Source organism: Homoserinibacter sp. GY 40078, assembly GCF_008017545.1.
GTDB lineage: Bacteria > Actinomycetota > Actinomycetes > Actinomycetales > Microbacteriaceae > Homoserinibacter.
Window position 1 is genome coordinate 1,275,457 of the sequence record NZ_VRTZ01000001.1, and the last position, 18,969, is coordinate 1,294,425.

Here is an 18,969-nt window from a genome sequence, read left to right on the forward strand (position 1 = left end):
CCGATCAGGCTACCGGCGCCGACTCCCGTGTTGCGGTGTGTTGCGTCGTCGTGCCCAGCCGTCGGCGCACGCGGTGCGGCTCGGCGCGGGTGAGCGCGGTGGTGAGCAGCAGTTCGACGAGCGTCGGGTAGTCGATTCCCGCGGCTGCCGCCATCCGGGGCACCTGCGAGCGTCGGGTGAACCCGGGGAACGTGTTGATCTCATTGAGGAGCAGGCCATCGCCGGTCGCGAAGAAGTCGACCCGTGCGAGACCGCGAGCGCCCACGGCCCGGAACACCGCGAGCGCGGCAGCCTCCAACGCGCCGCCGAGCGCGTCGTCGACCGGGGCGGGCACCCGGAAGTCCGGCTCGCGCTCGTACTTGGATTCGGCGTCGAACACCGCGCCCTCGGGCACCACGATCTCGAGCGGGGGGAGCGCCTCGAGACGCCCGTCCGGATGCTCGATCACCGCCACATCGATCTCGCGCCCCCGCACGAAGCGCTCCACGAGCACACGCTCGTCGAGTGCGAGCGCCGCACGCACCGCCTCGGTGAGCTCGGCACGCGTGCGGGCCACGGCGACCCCGTGGCTCGAGCCCGCGCGGTCGGGCTTCACGATCGCGGGCAGTGCGGCCTCGGCGAGTATCGGCGCAGAGGCATCGGCGACGACGAATCCGGGGGTGCTCGCCACGCCTGCGGCTGCGGCGATGAGCTTCGTGACGCTCTTGCTCATCGCCACAGCTCCCGCCTCCACCCCCGACCCCACGTAGGGCACGCCCACGAGGTCGAGAAGGGCCGCGAGCGTGCCGTCTTCGCCGCGCGGGCCGTGCAGGGCGGGGATCGCCGCATCCGCGCGTTCCAGGATCGCGACGGCTCCCGCGAGGTCGCCGGGAAGCGGTCGGCCATCGGCACCCGCCCAGGATCCGTCTGTACGGATCGTGAGCGAAACCACGTCGAAGCGCGCCGGGTCGAGGGCGGCCGCGATCGCCGCCGCCGACGCGAGCGACACCTCGTGCTCGCTGGACGCGCCTCCGCCGATCACGACCACCCGGATGACGGCGCCCGGTTCCGTGCTCACGCGGCCTCCTCCACGTGCACGCGGGAGCCGATGCGGGTCACGAGCTCGTGCTCGATCGTTCCCGCCCACCCGGCCCATTCGTGCAGGGTCGGCTCGCCGTCATCGCCCGGCCCGAACAGCACGACCTCCTCACCCGCCTCGACGCCCAGCTCGCCCACGTCGATCACGAGCTGATCCATCGACACGGCGCCCGCGATCGGCACACGCCGGCCGCGGACCCACGCGGAGGCGCCGTCCGAGAGCCCGCGCGGCACGCCGTCCGCGTAGCCGAGCGGCACGAGCGCCAGCCGCGTGGGCCGGTCGGTGAGGTAGCGGGAGCCGTACCCGACCGGGGTCGCGGCACGCACCTCGCGCACCGTCGTCACCCGTGACGAGAGGGTCATCGCGCCGCGCAGCGTGGTGGTGCCGGACGGATCGATGCCGTAGAGCCCCGCGCCGACACGCACGAGGTCGAAGTGCGTGCTGGCGTCGGTGAGCGTCGCGGCGGTCGCCGCGAGATGCCGCACCCGCGGGCGCAGCCCCCGGCGGACGGCGGTGCGCACGGCGGCGTCGAAGAGCAGACGCTGGCGCACGGTGAGCGGATGCCCGGGCTCGTCGGCCCGCGCGAGGTGACTCATGATCCCGACCACCTCGACGAGGCCGCGCGCCTCGTACTCGCGGGCGAGGTCGCACAGCGGACGCCACTCGTCGGCCGCCGCGCCGTCGCGGGCCATCCCCGTGTCGACGTGCAGGTGGATCCGCGCGACTCCGCCGCACCGCGACGCGGCGGCGGCGTAGCGCCCGAGGTGGCCGATGCTCGGCACCGCGAGCTCGATGCGGTTGCGGATCGCCGCCGTCGCGTCCGCGTCGAGCGGGTTCAGCCAACTGAGGATCGGTGCCTCGACGCCCATCCAGCGCAAGGGGAGAGCCTCCTCGATGCTCGTGACACCGAGCCGGGTCGCGCCCGCCTCGAGGGCGCTCAGCGCCGCGAGGCCGTGCCCGAATCCGTCGGCTTTCACGACGGCCATCACCTCCGCCTGCGTCGATCCGACGAGCGTGCGGGTGTTCGCCTCGATCGCGGCCTTCTCGATCCGCAGGGTCGCGTGTGGTGTCATGGCGGTCCTCCCGAACTCACGGTAGGGAGCGCCGCCGCGCCCGCTCGTCCGCCCGCAGGATGATCCGCCGCGGCGCGCGGATGATCCTGGCTAGATCCAGGAGCGCAGCCAGTAGTGGCTGTACGCGAACCAGTGGGGGATGGGCATGCCCGTCCACATCGGCAGGAAGTACGCCGACACGAGCACGACGAGGCCGAGGTAGGCGCCCGCCGTCGCGAGCCCCGCCACCCGCCGCGGCGTCGGGTCGCTCGCACGGCCCGCGACTGCGGCGATCGCCGCCGTCAGAGCGAGCACCATGAAGGGCTCGAACGCGATCGTGTAGAACTGGAACACCGTGCGACCGAGGTAGAGCATCCACGGCAGGTACCCGGCCGCCATTCCGGCCAGGATGAACGCGTCGCTCCACACGGCGCGCCCCCGGATGAGACCTCGGATCACGCGCACCAGCAGGAACACGACCGCCGCCGTCGCGCCCCACCACAGGATCGGGTTGGCGATGTCGAGGATGGCCTGAACGGTGCCCTGGTCGTCGGCGCGGTAGTACATGCTCGTCGGCCGCACGAGGAACAGCCAGGTCAGCGGATTCGCCTGATACGGATGCGGCGAATGCTCGCCGAGGTGATAGCCGTTGATCGCGAGCTGGTAGTGCCACCAGTTCTGCAGGTCGTACGGCACCCAGGCGAGCCAGCCGGTGGCGGGGGTTCCGCCCTGCTGCTCGATCCAGTGGCGGTAGTAGCCGCCGTCGCTCAGGAACCAGCCGAGCCAGGTGGTGAGGTGCACCGCGAGCGCGAGCGGGACCAGCAGGAGCGCACTCACGGGCCCTTGCCGCAGCACCGCGCCCGTGCCCCAGAACGCGATGCCCGCGCGTTTACGCAGGAACGCATCCGACACGACCGTGTAGATGCCGAAGATCGCGAGGAAGTAGAGCCCCGACCACTTGACCGAGATCGCGCATCCGAAGGCCACGGCGGCGGCGAGCAGCCACGGCCGCCACCAGAGCACGGGCCCCCAGTCGGTGGGTCGGCCGGCGGCGGTGCGCTTCTCGAGCCACGGGGCGAGTCGGCGCTTGGCCCAGCTGCGGTCGAGCAGCACGAAGTACGCGCCGAGGAGCGAGAAGAAGGCCACGCCGGTGTCGAGGATCGACACCCGGCTCAGCACGATCGCGTTGCCGTCGATCGCGATGAGGCCCCCTGCGACCACCGCGAGCGTCGTCGATCCGAACAGGCGCTTTGCGACGAGCATCGTGAGGGCGACGAGCAGGATGCCGAGCACCGCGATCCCGATACGCCAGCCGAACGCGCTGTCGGTGCCGAAGATCGCCATCCCGGCGCCGATGATCCACTTGCCGAGCGGCGGGTGGACGACGAACGACGGGTCGGTGAGGTAGACATCGGGGTCGCCGGCGGCGAACGAGTCGTTCGCCCCGTCGGGCCAGCGGGACTCGTAGCCCAGGTGCCACAGCGTGTAGGCGTCCTTCACGTAGTACGTCTCGTCGAAGACGATCTCGTGCGGGTGGTCGAGTGCGATCAGCCGGGTCGCCGCCGCGACTGCCATGACCACGGCCGGTGCGCCCCACTCCCACGCGCGGCGGGCGCGGGGATCCGACATGGTGCGGGTCCACCACCGGTCGAGCCGCGAGCCGGTCGGGGTCGGGGTGCGCTCGGCGGCGTGGGCGATCGCGGCATCCTCATCGATCGGCGGGGCGTCCGGTCCGCGGACAGCGCGCTCGAACTCCTCGGCGCGCGCATCCATCCCCGCATCGTAACCGCGGCGCCTGGCCGTCCCGATCCGGGCGCCCCGACCTCCCGCCTGCCGCGAGGCGCCCCCACGGCGGTTCCTGATTCAGAAATGCAGGAGAGTCGCCGCCGTTCGTCTCTACGTAGCGGAGACCGCCGGGATCCGACGACGAATCTCCTGCATTTCTGAACCACCGCGACAGCTCCCGACGACAGCCCGCCTCGACCTTCCGCGTTGATCGCTTCCGGCTCCGTCTCGGTCAGAAATGCAGGAGATCTTCCGTCTCGTCGTCGCCGGCTCAATGGTTCCCGGGGCGGATCGGAAGAATCTCCTGCATTTCGGGACCGGTATGGACGTGTGGCGGGGCGGGCGGGCCCCGCGGCGGCGCCGGGCGGAGTGGCGAGCGCCCGGGGCTGGGAGGATGAGGGGGTGATCATCCTCGCGGCCACGCCGATCGGCAACCTGGGCGATGCCTCGCGTCGGCTCGTCGAGGCGCTCGGCAACGCCGAGGTGATCGCCGCCGAAGACACCCGCACGACCATCCAGCTCCTGCGGGCGCTCGCGATCGGCAACCGTCCGCGCCTCGTCGCCCTGCACGAGCACAACGAGGTCGCGCGCGTCGCCGAACTCGTCGAGCTCGCCCGCGACGCGGACGTGCTCGTGCTCTCGGATGCGGGCATGCCGACGATCTCGGACCCCGGCTTCCCGCTCGTGCAGGCGGCGGCGGAGGCCGGCGTCACTGTCACCGCGATCCCCGGCCCCTCGGCGGTGCTCACCGCGCTCGCCGTGTCGGGTCTGCCGACCGACCGCTTCTGCTTCGAGGGGTTCCTACCGCGCAAGGGGCGGCTGCAGGCGATGCGCCCGCTCGCCGCCGAGCCGCGCACCCTCGTGTTCTTCGAGTCACCGCATCGCATCGGGGCGGCGCTCGCCGACCTCGCCGAGGCCTTCGGTCCCGATCGTCGCGCAGCCGTGTGTCGCGAGCTGACGAAGCTCCACGAGGAGGTCGCCCGCGGCACACTCTCGGAGCTCGCCGAGCGCTTCGCGGAGGGAGCACGTGGCGAGATCGTGATCGTCGTGGCGGGGGCGGAACCCGTGGCAGCATCCGTCGACGACGCGCTCGGTCAGGTGCGAGCGCTCACGGCATCAGGGATGCGCCTCAAGGAGGCGACGGCCGAGGTCGCCGAGGCCACGGGGCTCTCTCGCCGCGAGCTCTACGAGGCGGCGCTGCGGAGCTGAACCGGACGAGCCGTCACACGCGAGGCGTCCGAACTAGACTCGACTTCATGCCATCCGGCGAGAGCTTCTTCATCGCGACCCCGATCTTCTACGTCAACGACGTGCCGCACATCGGGCACGCCTACACGGAGGTCGCCGCGGATGTCCTCGCTCGCTGGCACCGTCAGGGCGGCGACGACACGTGGTTGCTCACGGGCACCGACGAGCACGGTCAGAAGATCCTGCGCACCGCTGTCGCGAACGGCGTGGAGCCCAAGCAGTGGGCCGACCGTCTCGTCGAGTCGGCGTGGAAGCCGCTGCTCGAGACGATCGACATCGCCAACGACGACTTCATCCGCACGACGGACGAGCGCCACGAGTCGGCCGTGCGGATCTTCCTGCAGAAGCTCTACGACGACGGCTTCATCTACTCCGGCGAGTACGAGGGGTACTACTGCGTCGGCTGCGAGGAGTACAAGCAGCTCGACGACCTGGAGCTCACCGAGGTGGGCGACTACGCGGGTCAGCTCGTGTGCCGCATCCACTCGCGCCCGGTCGAGATCCTCAAGGAGAAGAACTACTTCTTCCGCATGAGCCAGTTCGAGGAGCAGCTCCTCGAGCTCTACGCCGCCCGCCCCGATTTCGTGCAGCCCGAGAGCGTGCGCAACGAGATCGTGCAGTTCGTGCGGCAGGGTCTCTCCGACCTCTCCATCTCGCGGTCGAGCTTCGACTGGGGCATCAAGATCCCGTGGGACGAGACGCACGTCGTCTACGTGTGGTTCGAGGCGCTGCTCAACTACATCACCGCGATCGGATACGGCGTCGACGATGAGCAGTTCGCCCGCCGCTGGCCCGCGGTGCAGCTGGTCGGCAAGGACATCGCCCGCTTCCACGCGGTGATCTGGCCGGCGATGCTCATGGCGGCGGGGCTGCCGGTGCCGCACCGCGTGTTCGGTCACGGCTGGCTGCTCGTCGGCGGCGAGAAGATGTCGAAGTCGAAGCTCACGGGCATCGCGCCGAACCAGATCACCGACACCTTCGGCTCGGACGCGTTCCGCTACTACTTCCTCCGGGCGATCACCTTCGGTCAGGACGGCTCGTTCAGCTGGGAGGACCTCTCGGCGCGCTACCAGGCGGAGCTCGCGAACGGGTTCGGCAACCTCGCGTCGCGCGTCGTGGCGATGGTCAACCGCTACGAGGGCGGCACGCTCCCCGAGCCGGGCGCCCCCGACGAGGCCGATCTCGCGATCCAGGCGGTCGTGGCGAAGGCCGCGGCGGATGCGGATGCGGCGATCGAGCGTCTCGCGATCCACGAGGCGATCGCCGCGATCTGGACGATCGTCGACGAGCTCAACGGATACATCACCGAGCAGGAGCCGTGGGTCCTCGCGAAGGATGACGCCACGCGACCGAGGCTGCGCACCGTGCTCTACACCGCATCCGAGGGCCTGCGCGCGCTCGCGGTACTGCTCAGCCCCGTGATGCCGAAGGCGACCGCGAAGCTCTGGACGGCGCTCGGGGCAGAGGCCGGACTCGGGGCGCTTCCGAGTAACGACATCCGGGATGCGGGCACCTGGGGGCAGTTGCCGCCAGGGTCGCAGTTCGGCGCGCTCGATGCGCTGTTCCCGCGGATCGACGAGGCCGCGGAGTCGGGAGCCGCGTGACCGACTCGTTCCTCCGCGCACGGGAGGCCCCGCAGGGGCCGCCCCGGGAATACCCGCCGCTGCCGGAGGCGCTGGTCGTCCCGGTGTACGACAACCACACCCACCTCGAGGTGGAGGACGGCGGCGAGCCGATCCACTACCGCGAGCACCTGGATCGCGCGTCTGCGGTCGGGGTGCGGGGGGTCGTGCAGGTCGGCACGGACCTGGCCACCTCCCGCTGGAGTGCGGAGGTCGCGGCTCACGAACCCCGCGTGCTGGCGGCGGTCGCGATCCACCCGAACGACGCCCCTGAGCTGGTCGAGAAGGGGCTGCTCGACGAGCATCTCGCGGGTATCGACGAACTCGCCCAGCGTCCGCGGGTGCGGGCGATCGGCGAGACCGGTCTCGACTTCTTCCGCACCGAGGGCGACGCCGCGCGTGAGGCGCAGTTCCGCTCGTTCGAGGCGCACATCGAGATGGCGAGGCGCCACGACCTGGCGCTGCAGATCCATGACCGCGATGCCCACCGCGAGGTCGTGGAGACCCTCGATCGGGTCGGCGCGCCGGAGCGGGTCGTGTTCCACTGCTTCTCCGGTGACGCCGAGTTCGCGCAGCTCGTCGCCGAGCGGGGCTGGTACCTCTCGTTCGCGGGGACGGTCACCTTCCGCAATGCGCAGAACCTGCGGGACGCGCTCGAGGTGATCCCGCGCTCGCGCATCCTCGTCGAGACCGACGCCCCGTACCTCACGCCTACGCCGTTCCGCGGGCGCCCCAACGCCCCGTACCTCATCCCGCACACGCTGCGTGCGATGGCGGCGCATCTCGGCACCGACGTGTCGATGCTCGCGGCGCAGATCTCGTCGAACACCGAGCTGGTGTACGGCCACTGGGACGACGAGCCCGTCGACGCCCCCCGCGGTCCCTTCGATCCGGCGGCGGCTGCGGAACGCGCCGCGCAGGGCGAGGCCGACCGAGACCGCGGATGAGCGCATTGCTCGGCCCGGCGGAGATCCGCGATCTCGCCGACGCTCTCGGCCTGCAGCCGACCAAGAAGCTCGGCCAGAACTTCGTCGTCGACGGGAACACGGTCCGCAAGATCGTGCGGACCTCGGGCGTCGCGGCGGGCGACCACGTGCTCGAGGTGGGACCGGGCCTCGGATCACTCACCCTCGGCCTTCTGGAGGCGGGCGCGCGTGTCACGGCGATCGAGATCGACCGCCGCCTCGCCGAGCAGCTTCCGCACACGGTCGAGACGATGCAGCCGGGGGCGTCGCTCGAGGTGATCCCGGCCGATGCGCTGCGGGTGGAGTCCGTTCCGGGCGAGCCGACCGCGCTCGTGGCGAACCTGCCCTACAACGTGTCGGTGCCGGTGCTGCTGCACCTGCTCGAGACCGTTCCCTCGCTCGAGAGCGCGCTCGTGATGGTGCAGGCGGAGGTCGGCCATCGGCTGGCGGCGGCGCCCGGATCCCGGGTCTACGGATCGCCGAGCGCGAAGGCGGCCTGGTACGGCAGCTGGTCGCTGGCCGGCACGATCAGCCGTCAGGTGTTCTGGCCCGTGCCGAACGTCGATTCGGTGCTCGTCGGGTTCCGCCGTGGTGAGCTGCCCGGTGACGAGGATGAGCGTCGAGCGACGTTCGCGCTCATCGACGCGGCCTTCGGGCAGCGCCGCAAGATGCTCCGTCAGGCGCTCTCGGACGCGCTCGGAACGTCCGCCGCGGCGAGCGCGCTGGTGGAGCGCGCGGGGGTCGATCCGACCGCCCGCGGCGAGCAGCTGACCGTCGGCGATTTTCTGAAGATCGCTCGTGCGCAGGCCGCGTCGGCGGGTCCCGAGGAGGGGGCGGACCAGGCGTTCCACCTCCCTTAGGGTGGAGCAATGACCAGCACCGGGCCCGACACCGTGCATGTGCGGGCGCCCGGGAAGATCAACGTCTTCCTCAAGGTGGGCGCCATCGACGACACCGGCTACCACGATGTCGCCATCGCCTATCAGGCGGTCTCTCTCTACGAAGAAGTGCGCGTGCGCGAGGCGTCCGACTTCCAGGTGGAGGTCAGCGGCTCGGTCGAGCTCTCGCGGGTGCCGCGCGACGGCGCGAACATCGCGATCCGCGCGGCGCGGCTGCTCGCGGCGCGCACCGGCTACCGGGGCGGCGCGCACATCGAGATCGAGAAGCACGTGCCCGTGACGGGCGGTATGGGCGGAGGATCCGCGGATGCCGCGGCCACGCTTCTCGCGTGCGACGCGCTGTGGAGCACCGACCTGCCGCGGGAGGAACTCCTGGAGCTCGCGCGCGAGCTCGGCGCCGACGTGCCCTTCGCCTTCACGGGTGGCACCGCGATCGGCACGGGCCGTGGAGATGAACTCTCGCCCGCACTCGCCCAGGGCACCTTCCACTGGGTGCTCGCGCTCGCCGACTTCGGCCTCTCGACGCCTGCTGTGTATGCCGAGCTCGACGAGCACCGCGCGCGTCACGCGCAGGACATCTTCCCCGCCGATCCGCGTCCGACCGTCGAGGCGAACGTGCTGCAGGCGCTGCGCGCGGGCGATCCGCACATGCTCGCCGACGCCATGCACAACGACCTGCAGGCGGCGGCGCTGCACCTCGAGCCCTCACTTTCGGATGTGCTCGAGCTCGGCGAGCAGAGCGGCGCGCTCGCCGGCATCGTCTCCGGCTCCGGGCCGACCGTCGCGTTCCTCGCGGCGGATGTCGACTCGGCGCTCGAGCTGCAGGTCGCGCTCTCGGCCGCGCGGCTGAACGTGGTGCGGGCCACCGGCCCGGTTCACGGCGCTCGGATCGTCTAGCCCTTCTCGCCAACCGCTTCCTCGGGAGGCGCGCACCGGCTGTTCACCCGGACGAGGGTGGCCGTGCATCCGGCGAGGGGGCGCGGTTCAGACGGCGGTCCTTGAATCGCATCGCTCAGCCGCTGTGGCGGAGTTTTTCCCGAGTACTCCGAGGCAGCCAACCGATGTCGACCGGTGCCCGGTTCCAGTTCGTGCGCATCGATCCGTCGGATCCGGTGCGGATGTCCTCCTGGATCCACCACATCTCACGCTTGACGGGCATCCCCGCGGACCCGGCCGCGACACCGACCCATGCGGTCCACCTGTGGCATCTGGTCGCGGGCAACCACCGGGTGCTCGCGCGGAGCGCCTCCGCGTTCGCGACGGTCGACGAGGGCTGGGCCGACGTCGAGGCCGCGCTCGAGGCCCGTGACCGGCTCGTCGCGCGGATGGCGCGGCTCGAATCCAGCCGCGGCTACGGCTGGGTGCTGTACGACGGATCGCGCGCGATGATGACGAGCGCCCGCTGGTACACGATGGAGCGCGATCGCCGGGAGTCGCTGCGCTCGACGCGCGAGGCGCTGGACGTGCTCGCGGCGGCCCCGCGGGGCGGCGAGGAGCTCGTCGCCGACGGCGGGGCGCGCGCGTGACGATCGACGTGCGGGGCACCGTGCGCCCCGCCGACACCCAGCAGGATGACGGCGTGCCCGAGCGGCGCACCCTGCGTCCGCGGGCGTCGCTCGCCGACGCGGTGTTCCGCCGCACGGCGTTCGCGGCGGGCGGCATCACCGTCGCGATCATGCTCGCCGTCGGGCTGTTCCTGGCACTCCGCTCGGCCGATGCGCTCCGTGTCGCCGGCCCCGGATTCCTCACCGAACAGCAGTGGTCGCCCGAGACCGGCCGCTTCGGGGTGGGAGCCGTGCTCTTCGGCACCGTCTCGATCGGCGTCGTCGCCCTCGTGACCGCCTTCCCGTTGGCCCTCGGCACCGCGCTGCTGCTGTCGGAGGTCGTGCGCGGCCGCCTCCGCGGCATCCTCGTCTCACTCGTCGACCTCATGGCGGCGGTGCCCTCGATCGTCTTCGGCCTGTGGGGCGTGTTCTTCCTGCAGGACAACGTGATCCCCGTGGCGCGGTGGATCTCCACCTACTTCGACTGGATCCCGATCTTCCGGGTCTCGGACGACAGCGGGGCGACGCTCACCGACGACTCCGCCTTCACGTCCTCCGCCTTCATCGCGGGGATCGTGGTGGGACTCATGATCGTTCCGACCATGACCTCCGTCATGCGCGAAGCCTTCTCGCAGGCGCCCGTGGGGGAGCGGGAGGGTGCGCTCGCGCTCGGCGCGACCCGCTGGGGCATGATCCGCACGGTCGTGCTGCCGTTCGGACGCGGTGGCGCGATCGGCGGCACGATGCTCGGCCTCGGCCGGGCGCTCGGCGAGACGATCGCGGTCTACATGATCATCTCGCCCGTGTTCAGCATCAACTGGGAGGTGCTGAAGTCGGGCTCCAACTCGGTCTCGGCGCTCATCGCCCTGCGCTACGGCGAGGCGAGCGACTTCGCGCTGTCGGCGCTCATGGCGGCGGGGCTCGTGCTGTTCCTGCTGACGCTCGTCATCAACTTCACGGCGTCGTCGATCGTCGCCCGGTCGCGCTCTGGCGCCCAGTCGGAGGGATGACATGACCGAGACCCTCGTGCACACCACCTCGCGCGGCCGCACCCGCACGCCGCTGCCCGAGGGCGAGATCGGCGAGCGGCGCATCCTGCGTCGGGCGACGTTCGCCGAACGGTTCGACCTGCTGGGGGCGGCGGCCGCCGCACTCGCCACCTCGTCGCTGTTGTTCGGCTGGCTCGCACCGCTCACCGGAGTCGTCGGGTGGGTCGTGGTGTCGTACCTGCTTTTCATCGGCTTCTACGTGCTGCTGACCTCGTTCCTCGGCGACCGGCAGGCGATCGCCGACCGCGTCGCGACCGTGCTGCTCGTCTCGGCGGGCACGCTGCTCTTCGGCGCCCTCGTCTTCGTGGTGCTGTTCGCACTCCTGCGGGGGCGCGAGGCGTTCTGGCACCTCAACTTCTTCACGCAGTCGATGGAGTTCGCGGGCCCGCTCGACCCGCTCACCGAGGGCGGCATCATCCACGCGATCGTCGGCACGCTCATCCAGATCTCGATCGCGCTCGCGATCACGATCCCGCTCGGGATCGCCACCGCGGTGTTCCTCAACGAGGTCGGGGGGCGCTTCGCCCGCTTCGTCCGCACGATCGTCGACGCGATGACGGCGCTCCCGTCGATCGTCGCGGGTCTCTTCGTCTACGCCGCCGTCATCCAGCTGATCACGCACCAGCGCTCGGGATTCGCGGCCGCGCTCGCCATCACGGTCATGATGCTCCCGATCGTCGTGCGCGCGTCCGATGTCGTGCTGCGCCTCGTTCCCGGCAACTTGCGCGAGGCCTCCTACGCGCTCGGCGCGGGGCGCTGGCGCACGGTGTGGGGGGTGGTGCTGCCGACGGCGCGCTCGGGTCTCGTGACGGCCGTGATCCTCGGCACCGCGCGCGGGATCGGCGAGACCTCGCCCGTGCTGCTCACCTCGGGCGTCACCGCCGTTCTTACCTTCAACCCGTTCCAGGGTCCGATGATCTCGCTGCCGCTGCAGGTGTTCGACTTCGTCCGCTCGCCCGAGCCGACCATGATCGCCCGCGGGTTCGGCACGGCCGCGGTGCTCCTGATCCTCGTGCTCGCACTGTTCGTGCTCGCGCGGGTCATCGGAGGCCGCCCGCCCGGGCAGCTCTCGGCCGGGCAGCAGCGCCGCAGCCATGCCGCATCCCTGCGCGACGCGATGCGCATCTCGCGTCGCGAGGCGCCCCTCGCCCCCGCTCCCGCATCCGCCCCCAAGGAGAACCCGTGATCCGCCTCCTCCGCGCCGCCCTCGTGGCGGTGCTGATCGTCTGCGCCACCGCGGGCTCCGAGTCGGCCGCGACCGCCGCCAGCTACTTGCCCATCACCGGCACGGGCTCCACCTGGTCGCAGAACGCGCTCGACCAGTGGCGCAAGAACGTGGCGTCCAACTACGGCATGACGGTCAACTACTCGGGTGTCGGTTCGTCCGCGGGGCGGCGCGACTTCATCGCGGGCACGGTCGACTTCGCCGTGAGCGAGATCCCGTTCCAGTCGAAGCCGGAGGACGGCTCCGCGCCCGAGAAGCCCAAGACGGGCTACGCGTACATGCCGATCGTGGCGGGCGGTACCGCGTTCATGTACAACCTGCGGATCGGCGGCAAGCGAGTCACCAACCTGCGCCTGTCGGGGCCGGTCATCGCAAAGATCTTCACGGGCGTGATCACGAAGTGGAACGACCCGGCCATCAAGGTCGACAACCCCCTGCTGGCGCTTCCCGACAAGAAGATCACCCCCGTCGTGCGCTCCGACGGTTCCGGGTCGACCGCGCAGTTCACGCTGTGGATGTCGAAGCAGCAGTCGTCGATCTGGAACGCCTTCTGCACGAAGGTCGGCAGATCGACCCCCTGCGGGCTGACCTCGCAGTACCCCGTGTTCAGCGGTGCGAAGGCGCAGAACGGCTCGCTCGGCGTTGCGGGATACGTGTCGCAGAACTACGGCGAGGGCGCGATCACCTACGTCGAGTACTCCTACGCGCTGAAGTCCGGGTTCCCGGTCGCGAAGGTGCTCAACGCCTCGGGGTACTACGTCGAGCCGACGGCCGAAGCGGTCGCGGTGGCACTCATGAAGGCCCGCATCAACACCAACGAGGGGTCCGCCGACTACCTCACGCAGATCCTCGACGGGGTGTACTCGAGCACCGACAAGCGCACCTACCCGCTCTCGAGCTACTCGTACATGATCGTGCCGACGGAGGTCGGGGGCATCTTCACCACGAAGAAGGGCAACACCCTCGGCGCCTTCACGCGGTACATGCTGTGCGAGGGGCAGCAGCAGGCGGCGGTGCTCGGATACTCGCCGCTGCCCATGAACCTCGTCATGGCCGGATCCGACCAGATCAAGCGGATCCCGGGTGCCGGCAGTACGGGCATCGACACCGCCAAGTGCAACAACCCGACCTTCAAGGCGGGCGACTCGCCCTCGAAGAACCAACTGGCCGCATCCGCGCCGTATCCACCCGAGTGCGACAAGAAGGGCGCCACACAGTGCACCACCGCCACGGGCGGTGCGGGAGGGTCGTCCGGCGGCTCGTCCGGTGGTTCGTCCGGAGGGTCCTCGGGCGGTTCGACCGGAGGCGACGGGGGGACGGACGCAGGCACCGGGAGCGATGACGGCTCGGGTGACGGCGGCGGAACCGACACGGGTTCGGGCACCGACGGCGGCGGGGGAGTCGTCGCGAGCGGCGCGGTCTCCCAGACCTACTCGCTGCCGGATCCCGGGATGGGTCCCGCGCAGTGGATGATGCTCGCCGCCGGAGTCCTGCTCGTCGCGCTCATCGTGCTCCCGCCCTTCCTCTCTCGGCGGCTCCGCGCCTCGCGCGGCAGCGGAGAGCGGTAGGACACACCGCCGGGAGCGTGCGTTCCCGCATCGTTCATCCACCCTCAACCGGCCGTCCTTAGCGTGACGACCGTCGCGCACACCCGAGTGACGCGAATCCTCCTGGAGCCCACGTGACCACCACCGCCTGGCGATCGACGACGATCCGATCCGGTCTTTCCGGCATCGCCGTGGGGGCGCTCGTCTTCGGCGTCCTGACGCTCGTCGGCGTCGTGGTGCCTGCGCCCGGTGCGGCGGCGGCTGACGGTTCGGCGGTGACCATCAGCGCGGCCGATCTCGACCCGAACGTCGATACCGCGCCCTTCCCGGACCTGCGGGTCACCGTGTCGCAGACGCAGGATCTCGTCGCACAGGGCATCCGGATCAGCTGGACCGGCGGCAGCAAGTCGACGGTGCCGAGCCAGCAGACCGGTGGCGAGGACTTCCTCCAGTTCGCCCAGTGCTGGGGCGACGACCCCGACGACCCCTCGCGCCCCGACCGCACCACGTGCCAGTTCGGCGGAACGAACTCCGCCGGCACGACGCGCGACAACTTCCGTGAGGACTCCTGGGTCGCCCCCGAGGACGAGCAGTACACGGCGCCCGGCGACGGTCTCGCGAACCCCACCTACACCTCGATCCCGTTCCGCTCCGTCACCGGCGAGACGGTCGCCTCGGTGGTCGACCACAAGCAGGTGGCGATCGACGTCAACACGAACGAGTTCTTCACCCGGCTGACCACCAACGAGGTCGCGTGGGCGGGCTCCGGCAACGACGGCAGCGGTACCACCACGTTCGAGGTGCAGACCGCGATGCAGGCACCCGGCCTCGGATGCGGCACCCCCGTGAGCTCCGACCCCACGGCGCCCGGACGATCGTGCTGGCTCGTGGTGATCCCCCGCGGCGTGAGCGACAACGGCACACCGAGCATCACCCAGTCGGGCCTGTTCTGGGACTCCTGGCAGCACGCGATCGGTGTGAAGCTGCAGTTCAAGCCGCTCGGCGATCGGTGCCCCGTCGGGGCCGCGGAGCGGCAGCTCGCCGGCAGCGAGCTCGTCTCGGTGGCGATCTCGTCGTGGCAGCCGTCGCTGTGCATGAGCGAGGGCGGTGCCGTCTACTCGGCCCTGTCGGGGACGGAGTCGGACGCCCTGCTCGCGGCGAACGGGATGGAATCCGCACCCCTCGCGCTCACCTCGCGTGCCCTGAAGACCGAGGGGGAGGACCAGCTCCAGTACGCGCCGATCGCCCTCACCGGGCTGACGATCTCGTTCGCGATCGACCGCGAACCCCGGGCGGGCGGAGAGACCCCGCAGGAGTACCGCGATCGCGCACGCCTGCCGATGACCTCCATCAAGCTGACCCCGCGCCTCGTCGCGAAGCTGCTCACGAACTCCTACACGGACTCGCTCCCGACCGACGCCGACAAGTCGCACCTCACCCACTCCGACGGCGCCGGGGGCACCGTCTCCAACCCGCGGACCCTCACCTACGATCCGGAGTTCCTCGAGATCAACGACGAGGAGTGGGCGTACCAGGCGCTCGTCGCGCCGTCGCTCGCCGACCTGCTCGTGCCCCAGGGGCGATCGGATGCGGCGTGGGCTCTGTGGAGCTACCTGCTCGCGGACGGCGACGCCAAGGCGTTCCTCGCGGGGACGCCGGATCCGTGGGGGATGCGGGTCAACCCGTACTACTCCACCACGGCGAAGGACAACCCCTCGGGTGCGGAGCTCACCCTCCCGCGGGAGGACTTCCCCAAGGCCGACCCGACCGAGCAGGCCGAGACGACGCAGGCAGGGCCCATCAACATCGTCACCTGGCGCCCCTACGTCAACGACTTCGACTCGAGCGCCTACCTGACGCTGCGTGGAGACGGCCAGCTGCTCGGGGCCTGGGATCCGATCAGCGTTCCTCCGAAGTACGGCAAGACCGCGCGCTCGTTGCCGGGACTGCAGCGGGTGCTCGGGCTCACCGACACCGCATCCGCCGCCCGGTACCAGGTGTACACGGCCGAGCTGCGCAACCCGGCAGGCGAGTTCGTCGGCCCCGACACGACCTCGATGCTCGCGGCGGCGGCGGCGATGACCGCCGACCCGGACCAGATCCAGGTGCTGGGGTACGACGCGTCGTCCGAGAAGGCGCGTCAGGCGCCGTCGGCGTACCCGTTGACGATGCCGGTGTACGCGGCCGCGCGACCCGCGCTCGAGGACGACGAGCTGCGTGCCGACTACGCCGCGTTCATCCGGTTCGCCTCCGGATCCGGGCAGACTCCGGGCACGAGCGACGGGCAGCTTCCCGCCGGATACGCCCCGCTGCCGAAGAGTTGGCGCGCCCAGGCCACGGCCAGCGCGGCGGTCATCGAGGCGGGGGTGGACGACACACCGCCGCCCGCGAGCAGCGGCGACGGCGACGGCGCGACCGATCCGCTGCCCGGCGGCAGCACCGTCGAGGAGCCGCCCGTCGACAACAACCCGGATGCGTCGGGGGAGCCCGCTGGGGCGTTGACGGGCGACCCGACGCCCGATGACCCCGAGGTCGGCGGACTCTCCGCGACCGTCCCCCTCAGCCTCCTCTCGGGTGTCGCGGCCGCGATCGCCACGCCCCTCGTCAGCCGCAGGCGCGTCCTGCCCTGGAGCCCCCGGTGAACCCGGGTCGTAGGAAACGGGTCGCGATCGCGCTCCGTCGTGCAGTCACCATCGAAAGGAAACCACTCTCGTGAAGACCAAGAAGGTCGTCGCCCTCGGCGCGGCCCTCGGTGTTGCGATCTCCGGTGCGGCGATCGCCTTCCCCGCTGCAGCAGAGCCCGTCTCGAACAGCTACGTGCTGGTCGGCTCGGACACCCTGCAGGACTCCACCAACGCGCTCATCAACGGCACCTCGATCACGGGGACCACCGTGCGCGTCACCTCGGCCAACACCACGCTCGGTTCGTTCGACGCGTTCGGCTCCGCGCTCATCCAGACCAAGACCGGTGGACCCTACTTCCAGCGTCCCGCCGGATCCGGTGCGGGTGTGACGGCGCTTCGCGCATCGATCACCGGCGCCTCCTACGGCACCCCGGCGAAGACCATCACTGGCCAGGTCGACATCGCCCGCTCCTCGAGCGGTCCCGGCGCGAACGCCTCCTCCACCGGTCTGCTCTCGTACATCCCCTACGCTCGCGACGCCGTGTCGTTCGCGTACAAGGGCGGCACGAGCGCGTGGGCCACGCTCGACGCGGCGACGCTCAAGCAGGTCTACGAGTGCACCCTCACCACCATCGACGGTGTCGCGGTGACCCCGCGTCTGCCGCAGAACGGTTCGGGAACGCGTTCGTTCTTCCTGAGCGCGATCGGCGTCAGCACGCCGGGCTCGTGCACGAATGCGGCCGCGTCGACCCTCCCGGAGAACGACGCGAGCGTGCTCGGCACGGGCGAGATCATCCCGTTCTCGGTCGCCAGCTGGGTCGCGCAGGCCAACGGCGCCACCCCGTCGAACACCACCACGACCTCCGGCGTCGCCCTCGGTAGCGCCGTCTCGGGTCAGGTGCCCTACACCGGCAGCGGCTCGAGCCTCGTCCCGAGCAGCGGCTACTACGCGAACTCGACCTTCGGTCGCGACACCTACCTGGTGGTCGAGTACGCACGCATCAACTCGTCCGACCCGAAGTACGACGCGAAGCTCGCCGCTCTCGTCAGCACCTCGGGGAACAGCCTCATCAACTTCGGCTCGCTCTTCACCACGCCCGGCGCGGTGAAGTCGAAGTACGGCTTCCTCGCGCCGTCGACCACGGTCCCGCAGCGCGCCTTCAACACGCTCTGACCCACCACCGCTTTCAGGAGATCGACATGAAGATCACACGTAAGACCGGGCTGGCGGCGATCGCCGCCAGCGTGGCAGTCATCGCCGGGTTCGCCGGCCTGTCTGCCACCGCGGCTCAGGCCGCGGACACCCCGCCGCAGTTCTACCTGCTCAACGGCTCGGACGGCAGCATCTTCGCCGACGGCACCGTGATGCAGTGGACGACGAACGTCGTCGCCTCGCCCGGCCCGTCGGTCGACGACCTTCCGACCCCGTTCGTCGGGTCGTCGGATGCGACCGGAGCGACCATGTTCGTGGCGACCCGCGGCCAGGAGAACAACATCTCCGGCTGGGTGACCACCTACAGCACGCCGCTCATCGACGGCAACATCGTGGCGCCGAACCTGACGCTCGACGGCTTCCTCGTGGGCAACTACGCGGGAGTGAAGGCCGGAGGCGACTACAGCCTCGGGTTCGCGTTCACGAAGAACAACGGCGTCACGATCGCTGATGCCGGCGTGAAGTTCGTGCACATCTCGGTGCAGTCGGGCGGCGCGGGCAACTGGACCTTCGACGACCAGACCACGAGCACCGACCCGGAGGACCCCTGCGTCACCGACCCGGAGTCCTGCCAGACCGAGGACATCGCGCTCTCGGCCGAGACGCTCGCTGCAGAGGACGCCGGGCTCACGCTCGCCGTCGCCGCGAACGCCGCCACGATCGGCGACCCGGAGCTCGTCGACGGCATCTCGGTGTCGACCGGCACGCTCCCGGCGATCACCATCCACGACGCGCGCATCGTGTCGCACCCGGGCTGGACGCTCACCTCGACGGTGACCGACTTCACCAACGGGACCGACACGATCGCCAAGTCGCAGCTCGGCATCAAGCCGACCAAGGCGTCCGGTCCGTCCGGCGTCGCGGCCGGCGCGGAGCAGCTCGCCGGGTCGGCGGTCTACCCGTCGACCTACGCGGAGGCGGACGCCAGCGCGACCGTCGGCGACAGCGTCCTGGGCGGCGACCTGACCTTCGTCGCCCCGGTCGGCAAGCCCGCCGGCACCTACACCTCGACGCTGACGCTCACGCTCATCTCGAAGTAGGAATCCCCACACGGGTGGGCGGAGCACTCTTGGTGCTCCGCCCACCTCGTGCATCCGGTACCAGCATGTGGGCGCGCG

General features: G+C 70.7%; 15 protein-coding genes. 12 read left to right on the top strand and 3 right to left on the bottom strand.

Annotated elements, in window-relative coordinates; genetic code table 11:
• Positions 1-4: 4 nt before the first annotated feature.
• The 3 genes from FVQ89_RS06155 to FVQ89_RS06165 form a co-directional block, all read right to left on the bottom strand.
• Positions 5-1,057: a D-alanine--D-alanine ligase gene (locus tag FVQ89_RS06155; RefSeq protein ID WP_255513454.1), complete on the bottom strand. Its 1,053-nt coding sequence runs from the start codon at positions 1,055-1,057 to the stop codon at positions 5-7.
• A complete protein-coding gene (alr, locus tag FVQ89_RS06160; RefSeq protein ID WP_147900976.1) occupies positions 1,054-2,151 on the bottom strand; it encodes an alanine racemase in 1,098 nt (365 codons plus the stop codon). Before alr ends, FVQ89_RS06155 begins: the two co-directional genes overlap by 4 nt.
• 90 nt (positions 2,152-2,241) lie before the next feature.
• Positions 2,242-3,903 carry a dolichyl-phosphate-mannose--protein mannosyltransferase gene (locus FVQ89_RS06165; protein WP_147900977.1) on the bottom strand — a complete coding sequence of 554 codons (1,662 nt, stop codon included), beginning with the start codon at positions 3,901-3,903 and terminating at the stop codon, positions 2,242-2,244.
• Positions 3,904-4,317: 414 nt separating this feature from the next.
• On the opposite strand from FVQ89_RS06165, the gene rsmI reads away from it, so the two are divergent.
• The 12 genes from rsmI (at position 4,318) to FVQ89_RS06225 (ending at position 18,891) form a co-directional block, all read left to right on the top strand.
• On the top strand, positions 4,318-5,124 hold the full coding sequence (gene rsmI, locus FVQ89_RS06170; RefSeq protein WP_147900978.1) for a 16S rRNA (cytidine(1402)-2'-O)-methyltransferase: 807 nt from the start codon (positions 4,318-4,320) through the stop codon (positions 5,122-5,124).
• Positions 5,125-5,171: 47 nt separating this feature from the next.
• On the top strand, positions 5,172-6,767 hold the full coding sequence (gene metG, locus FVQ89_RS06175) for a methionine--tRNA ligase (protein ID WP_147900979.1): 1,596 nt from the start codon (positions 5,172-5,174) through the stop codon (positions 6,765-6,767).
• Positions 6,764-7,732, top strand: coding sequence for a TatD family hydrolase (locus FVQ89_RS06180; protein WP_147900980.1), 969 nt, complete (start codon positions 6,764-6,766; stop codon positions 7,730-7,732). The genes metG and FVQ89_RS06180 overlap by 4 nt, the downstream gene beginning before the upstream one ends.
• On the top strand, positions 7,729-8,610 hold the full coding sequence (rsmA, locus tag FVQ89_RS06185) for a 16S rRNA (adenine(1518)-N(6)/adenine(1519)-N(6))-dimethyltransferase RsmA (protein ID WP_147900981.1): 882 nt from the start codon (positions 7,729-7,731) through the stop codon (positions 8,608-8,610). The genes FVQ89_RS06180 and rsmA overlap by 4 nt, the downstream gene beginning before the upstream one ends.
• A 9-nt stretch (positions 8,611-8,619) precedes the next feature.
• Entirely contained in the window at positions 8,620-9,546 is a 927-nt protein-coding gene (locus FVQ89_RS06190) for a 4-(cytidine 5'-diphospho)-2-C-methyl-D-erythritol kinase (protein WP_147900982.1), read from the top strand.
• 164 nt (positions 9,547-9,710) lie between these two features.
• A complete protein-coding gene (locus FVQ89_RS06195) occupies positions 9,711-10,175 on the top strand; it encodes a hypothetical protein (RefSeq protein WP_147900983.1) in 465 nt (154 codons plus the stop codon).
• On the top strand, positions 10,172-11,203 hold the full coding sequence (pstC, locus tag FVQ89_RS06200; RefSeq protein ID WP_255513455.1) for a phosphate ABC transporter permease subunit PstC: 1,032 nt from the start codon (positions 10,172-10,174) through the stop codon (positions 11,201-11,203). Before FVQ89_RS06195 ends, pstC begins: the two co-directional genes overlap by 4 nt.
• A 1-nt stretch (position 11,204) precedes the next feature.
• Positions 11,205-12,428, top strand: coding sequence for a phosphate ABC transporter permease PstA (gene pstA / locus FVQ89_RS06205; RefSeq protein WP_147900984.1), 1,224 nt, complete (start codon positions 11,205-11,207; stop codon positions 12,426-12,428).
• Entirely contained in the window at positions 12,425-14,035 is a 1,611-nt protein-coding gene (gene pstS, locus FVQ89_RS06210; RefSeq protein ID WP_222706043.1) for a phosphate ABC transporter substrate-binding protein PstS, read from the top strand. Before pstA ends, pstS begins: the two co-directional genes overlap by 4 nt.
• A gap of 113 nt (positions 14,036-14,148) precedes the next feature.
• Positions 14,149-16,656 (top strand): hypothetical protein, encoded by a 2,508-nt coding sequence (locus FVQ89_RS06215; RefSeq protein ID WP_147900985.1) that lies wholly within the window; start codon positions 14,149-14,151, stop codon positions 16,654-16,656.
• A gap of 70 nt (positions 16,657-16,726) precedes the next feature.
• Complete coding sequence (locus tag FVQ89_RS06220; RefSeq protein ID WP_147900986.1) at positions 16,727-17,812, top strand: hypothetical protein; 1,086 nt, start codon at positions 16,727-16,729, stop codon at positions 17,810-17,812.
• A 26-nt stretch (positions 17,813-17,838) separates the two neighbouring features.
• Positions 17,839-18,891, top strand: a complete 1,053-nt coding sequence (locus tag FVQ89_RS06225) for a hypothetical protein (RefSeq protein ID WP_147900987.1) — start codon at positions 17,839-17,841, stop codon at positions 18,889-18,891.
• Positions 18,892-18,969 lie beyond the last annotated feature (78 nt).

Excerpts from the sequence above, each read along its gene's own strand:
- alr (WP_147900976.1), bottom strand. The coding sequence starts at position 2,151 with ATGACACCACACGCGACCCTGCGGATCGAGAAGGCCGCGATCGAGGCG.
- FVQ89_RS06165 (WP_147900977.1), bottom strand. The coding sequence starts at position 3,903 with ATGGATGCGCGCGCCGAGGAGTTCGAGCGCGCTGTCCGCGGACCGGAC.
- metG (WP_147900979.1), top strand. The coding sequence starts at position 5,172 with ATGCCATCCGGCGAGAGCTTCTTCATCGCGACCCCGATCTTCTACGTC.
- rsmA (WP_147900981.1), top strand. The coding sequence starts at position 7,729 with ATGAGCGCATTGCTCGGCCCGGCGGAGATCCGCGATCTCGCCGACGCT.
- FVQ89_RS06190 (WP_147900982.1), top strand. The coding sequence starts at position 8,620 with ATGACCAGCACCGGGCCCGACACCGTGCATGTGCGGGCGCCCGGGAAG.
- FVQ89_RS06195 (WP_147900983.1), top strand. The coding sequence starts at position 9,711 with ATGTCGACCGGTGCCCGGTTCCAGTTCGTGCGCATCGATCCGTCGGAT.
- pstA (WP_147900984.1), top strand. The coding sequence starts at position 11,205 with ATGACCGAGACCCTCGTGCACACCACCTCGCGCGGCCGCACCCGCACG.
- FVQ89_RS06225 (WP_147900987.1), top strand. The coding sequence starts at position 17,839 with ATGAAGATCACACGTAAGACCGGGCTGGCGGCGATCGCCGCCAGCGTG.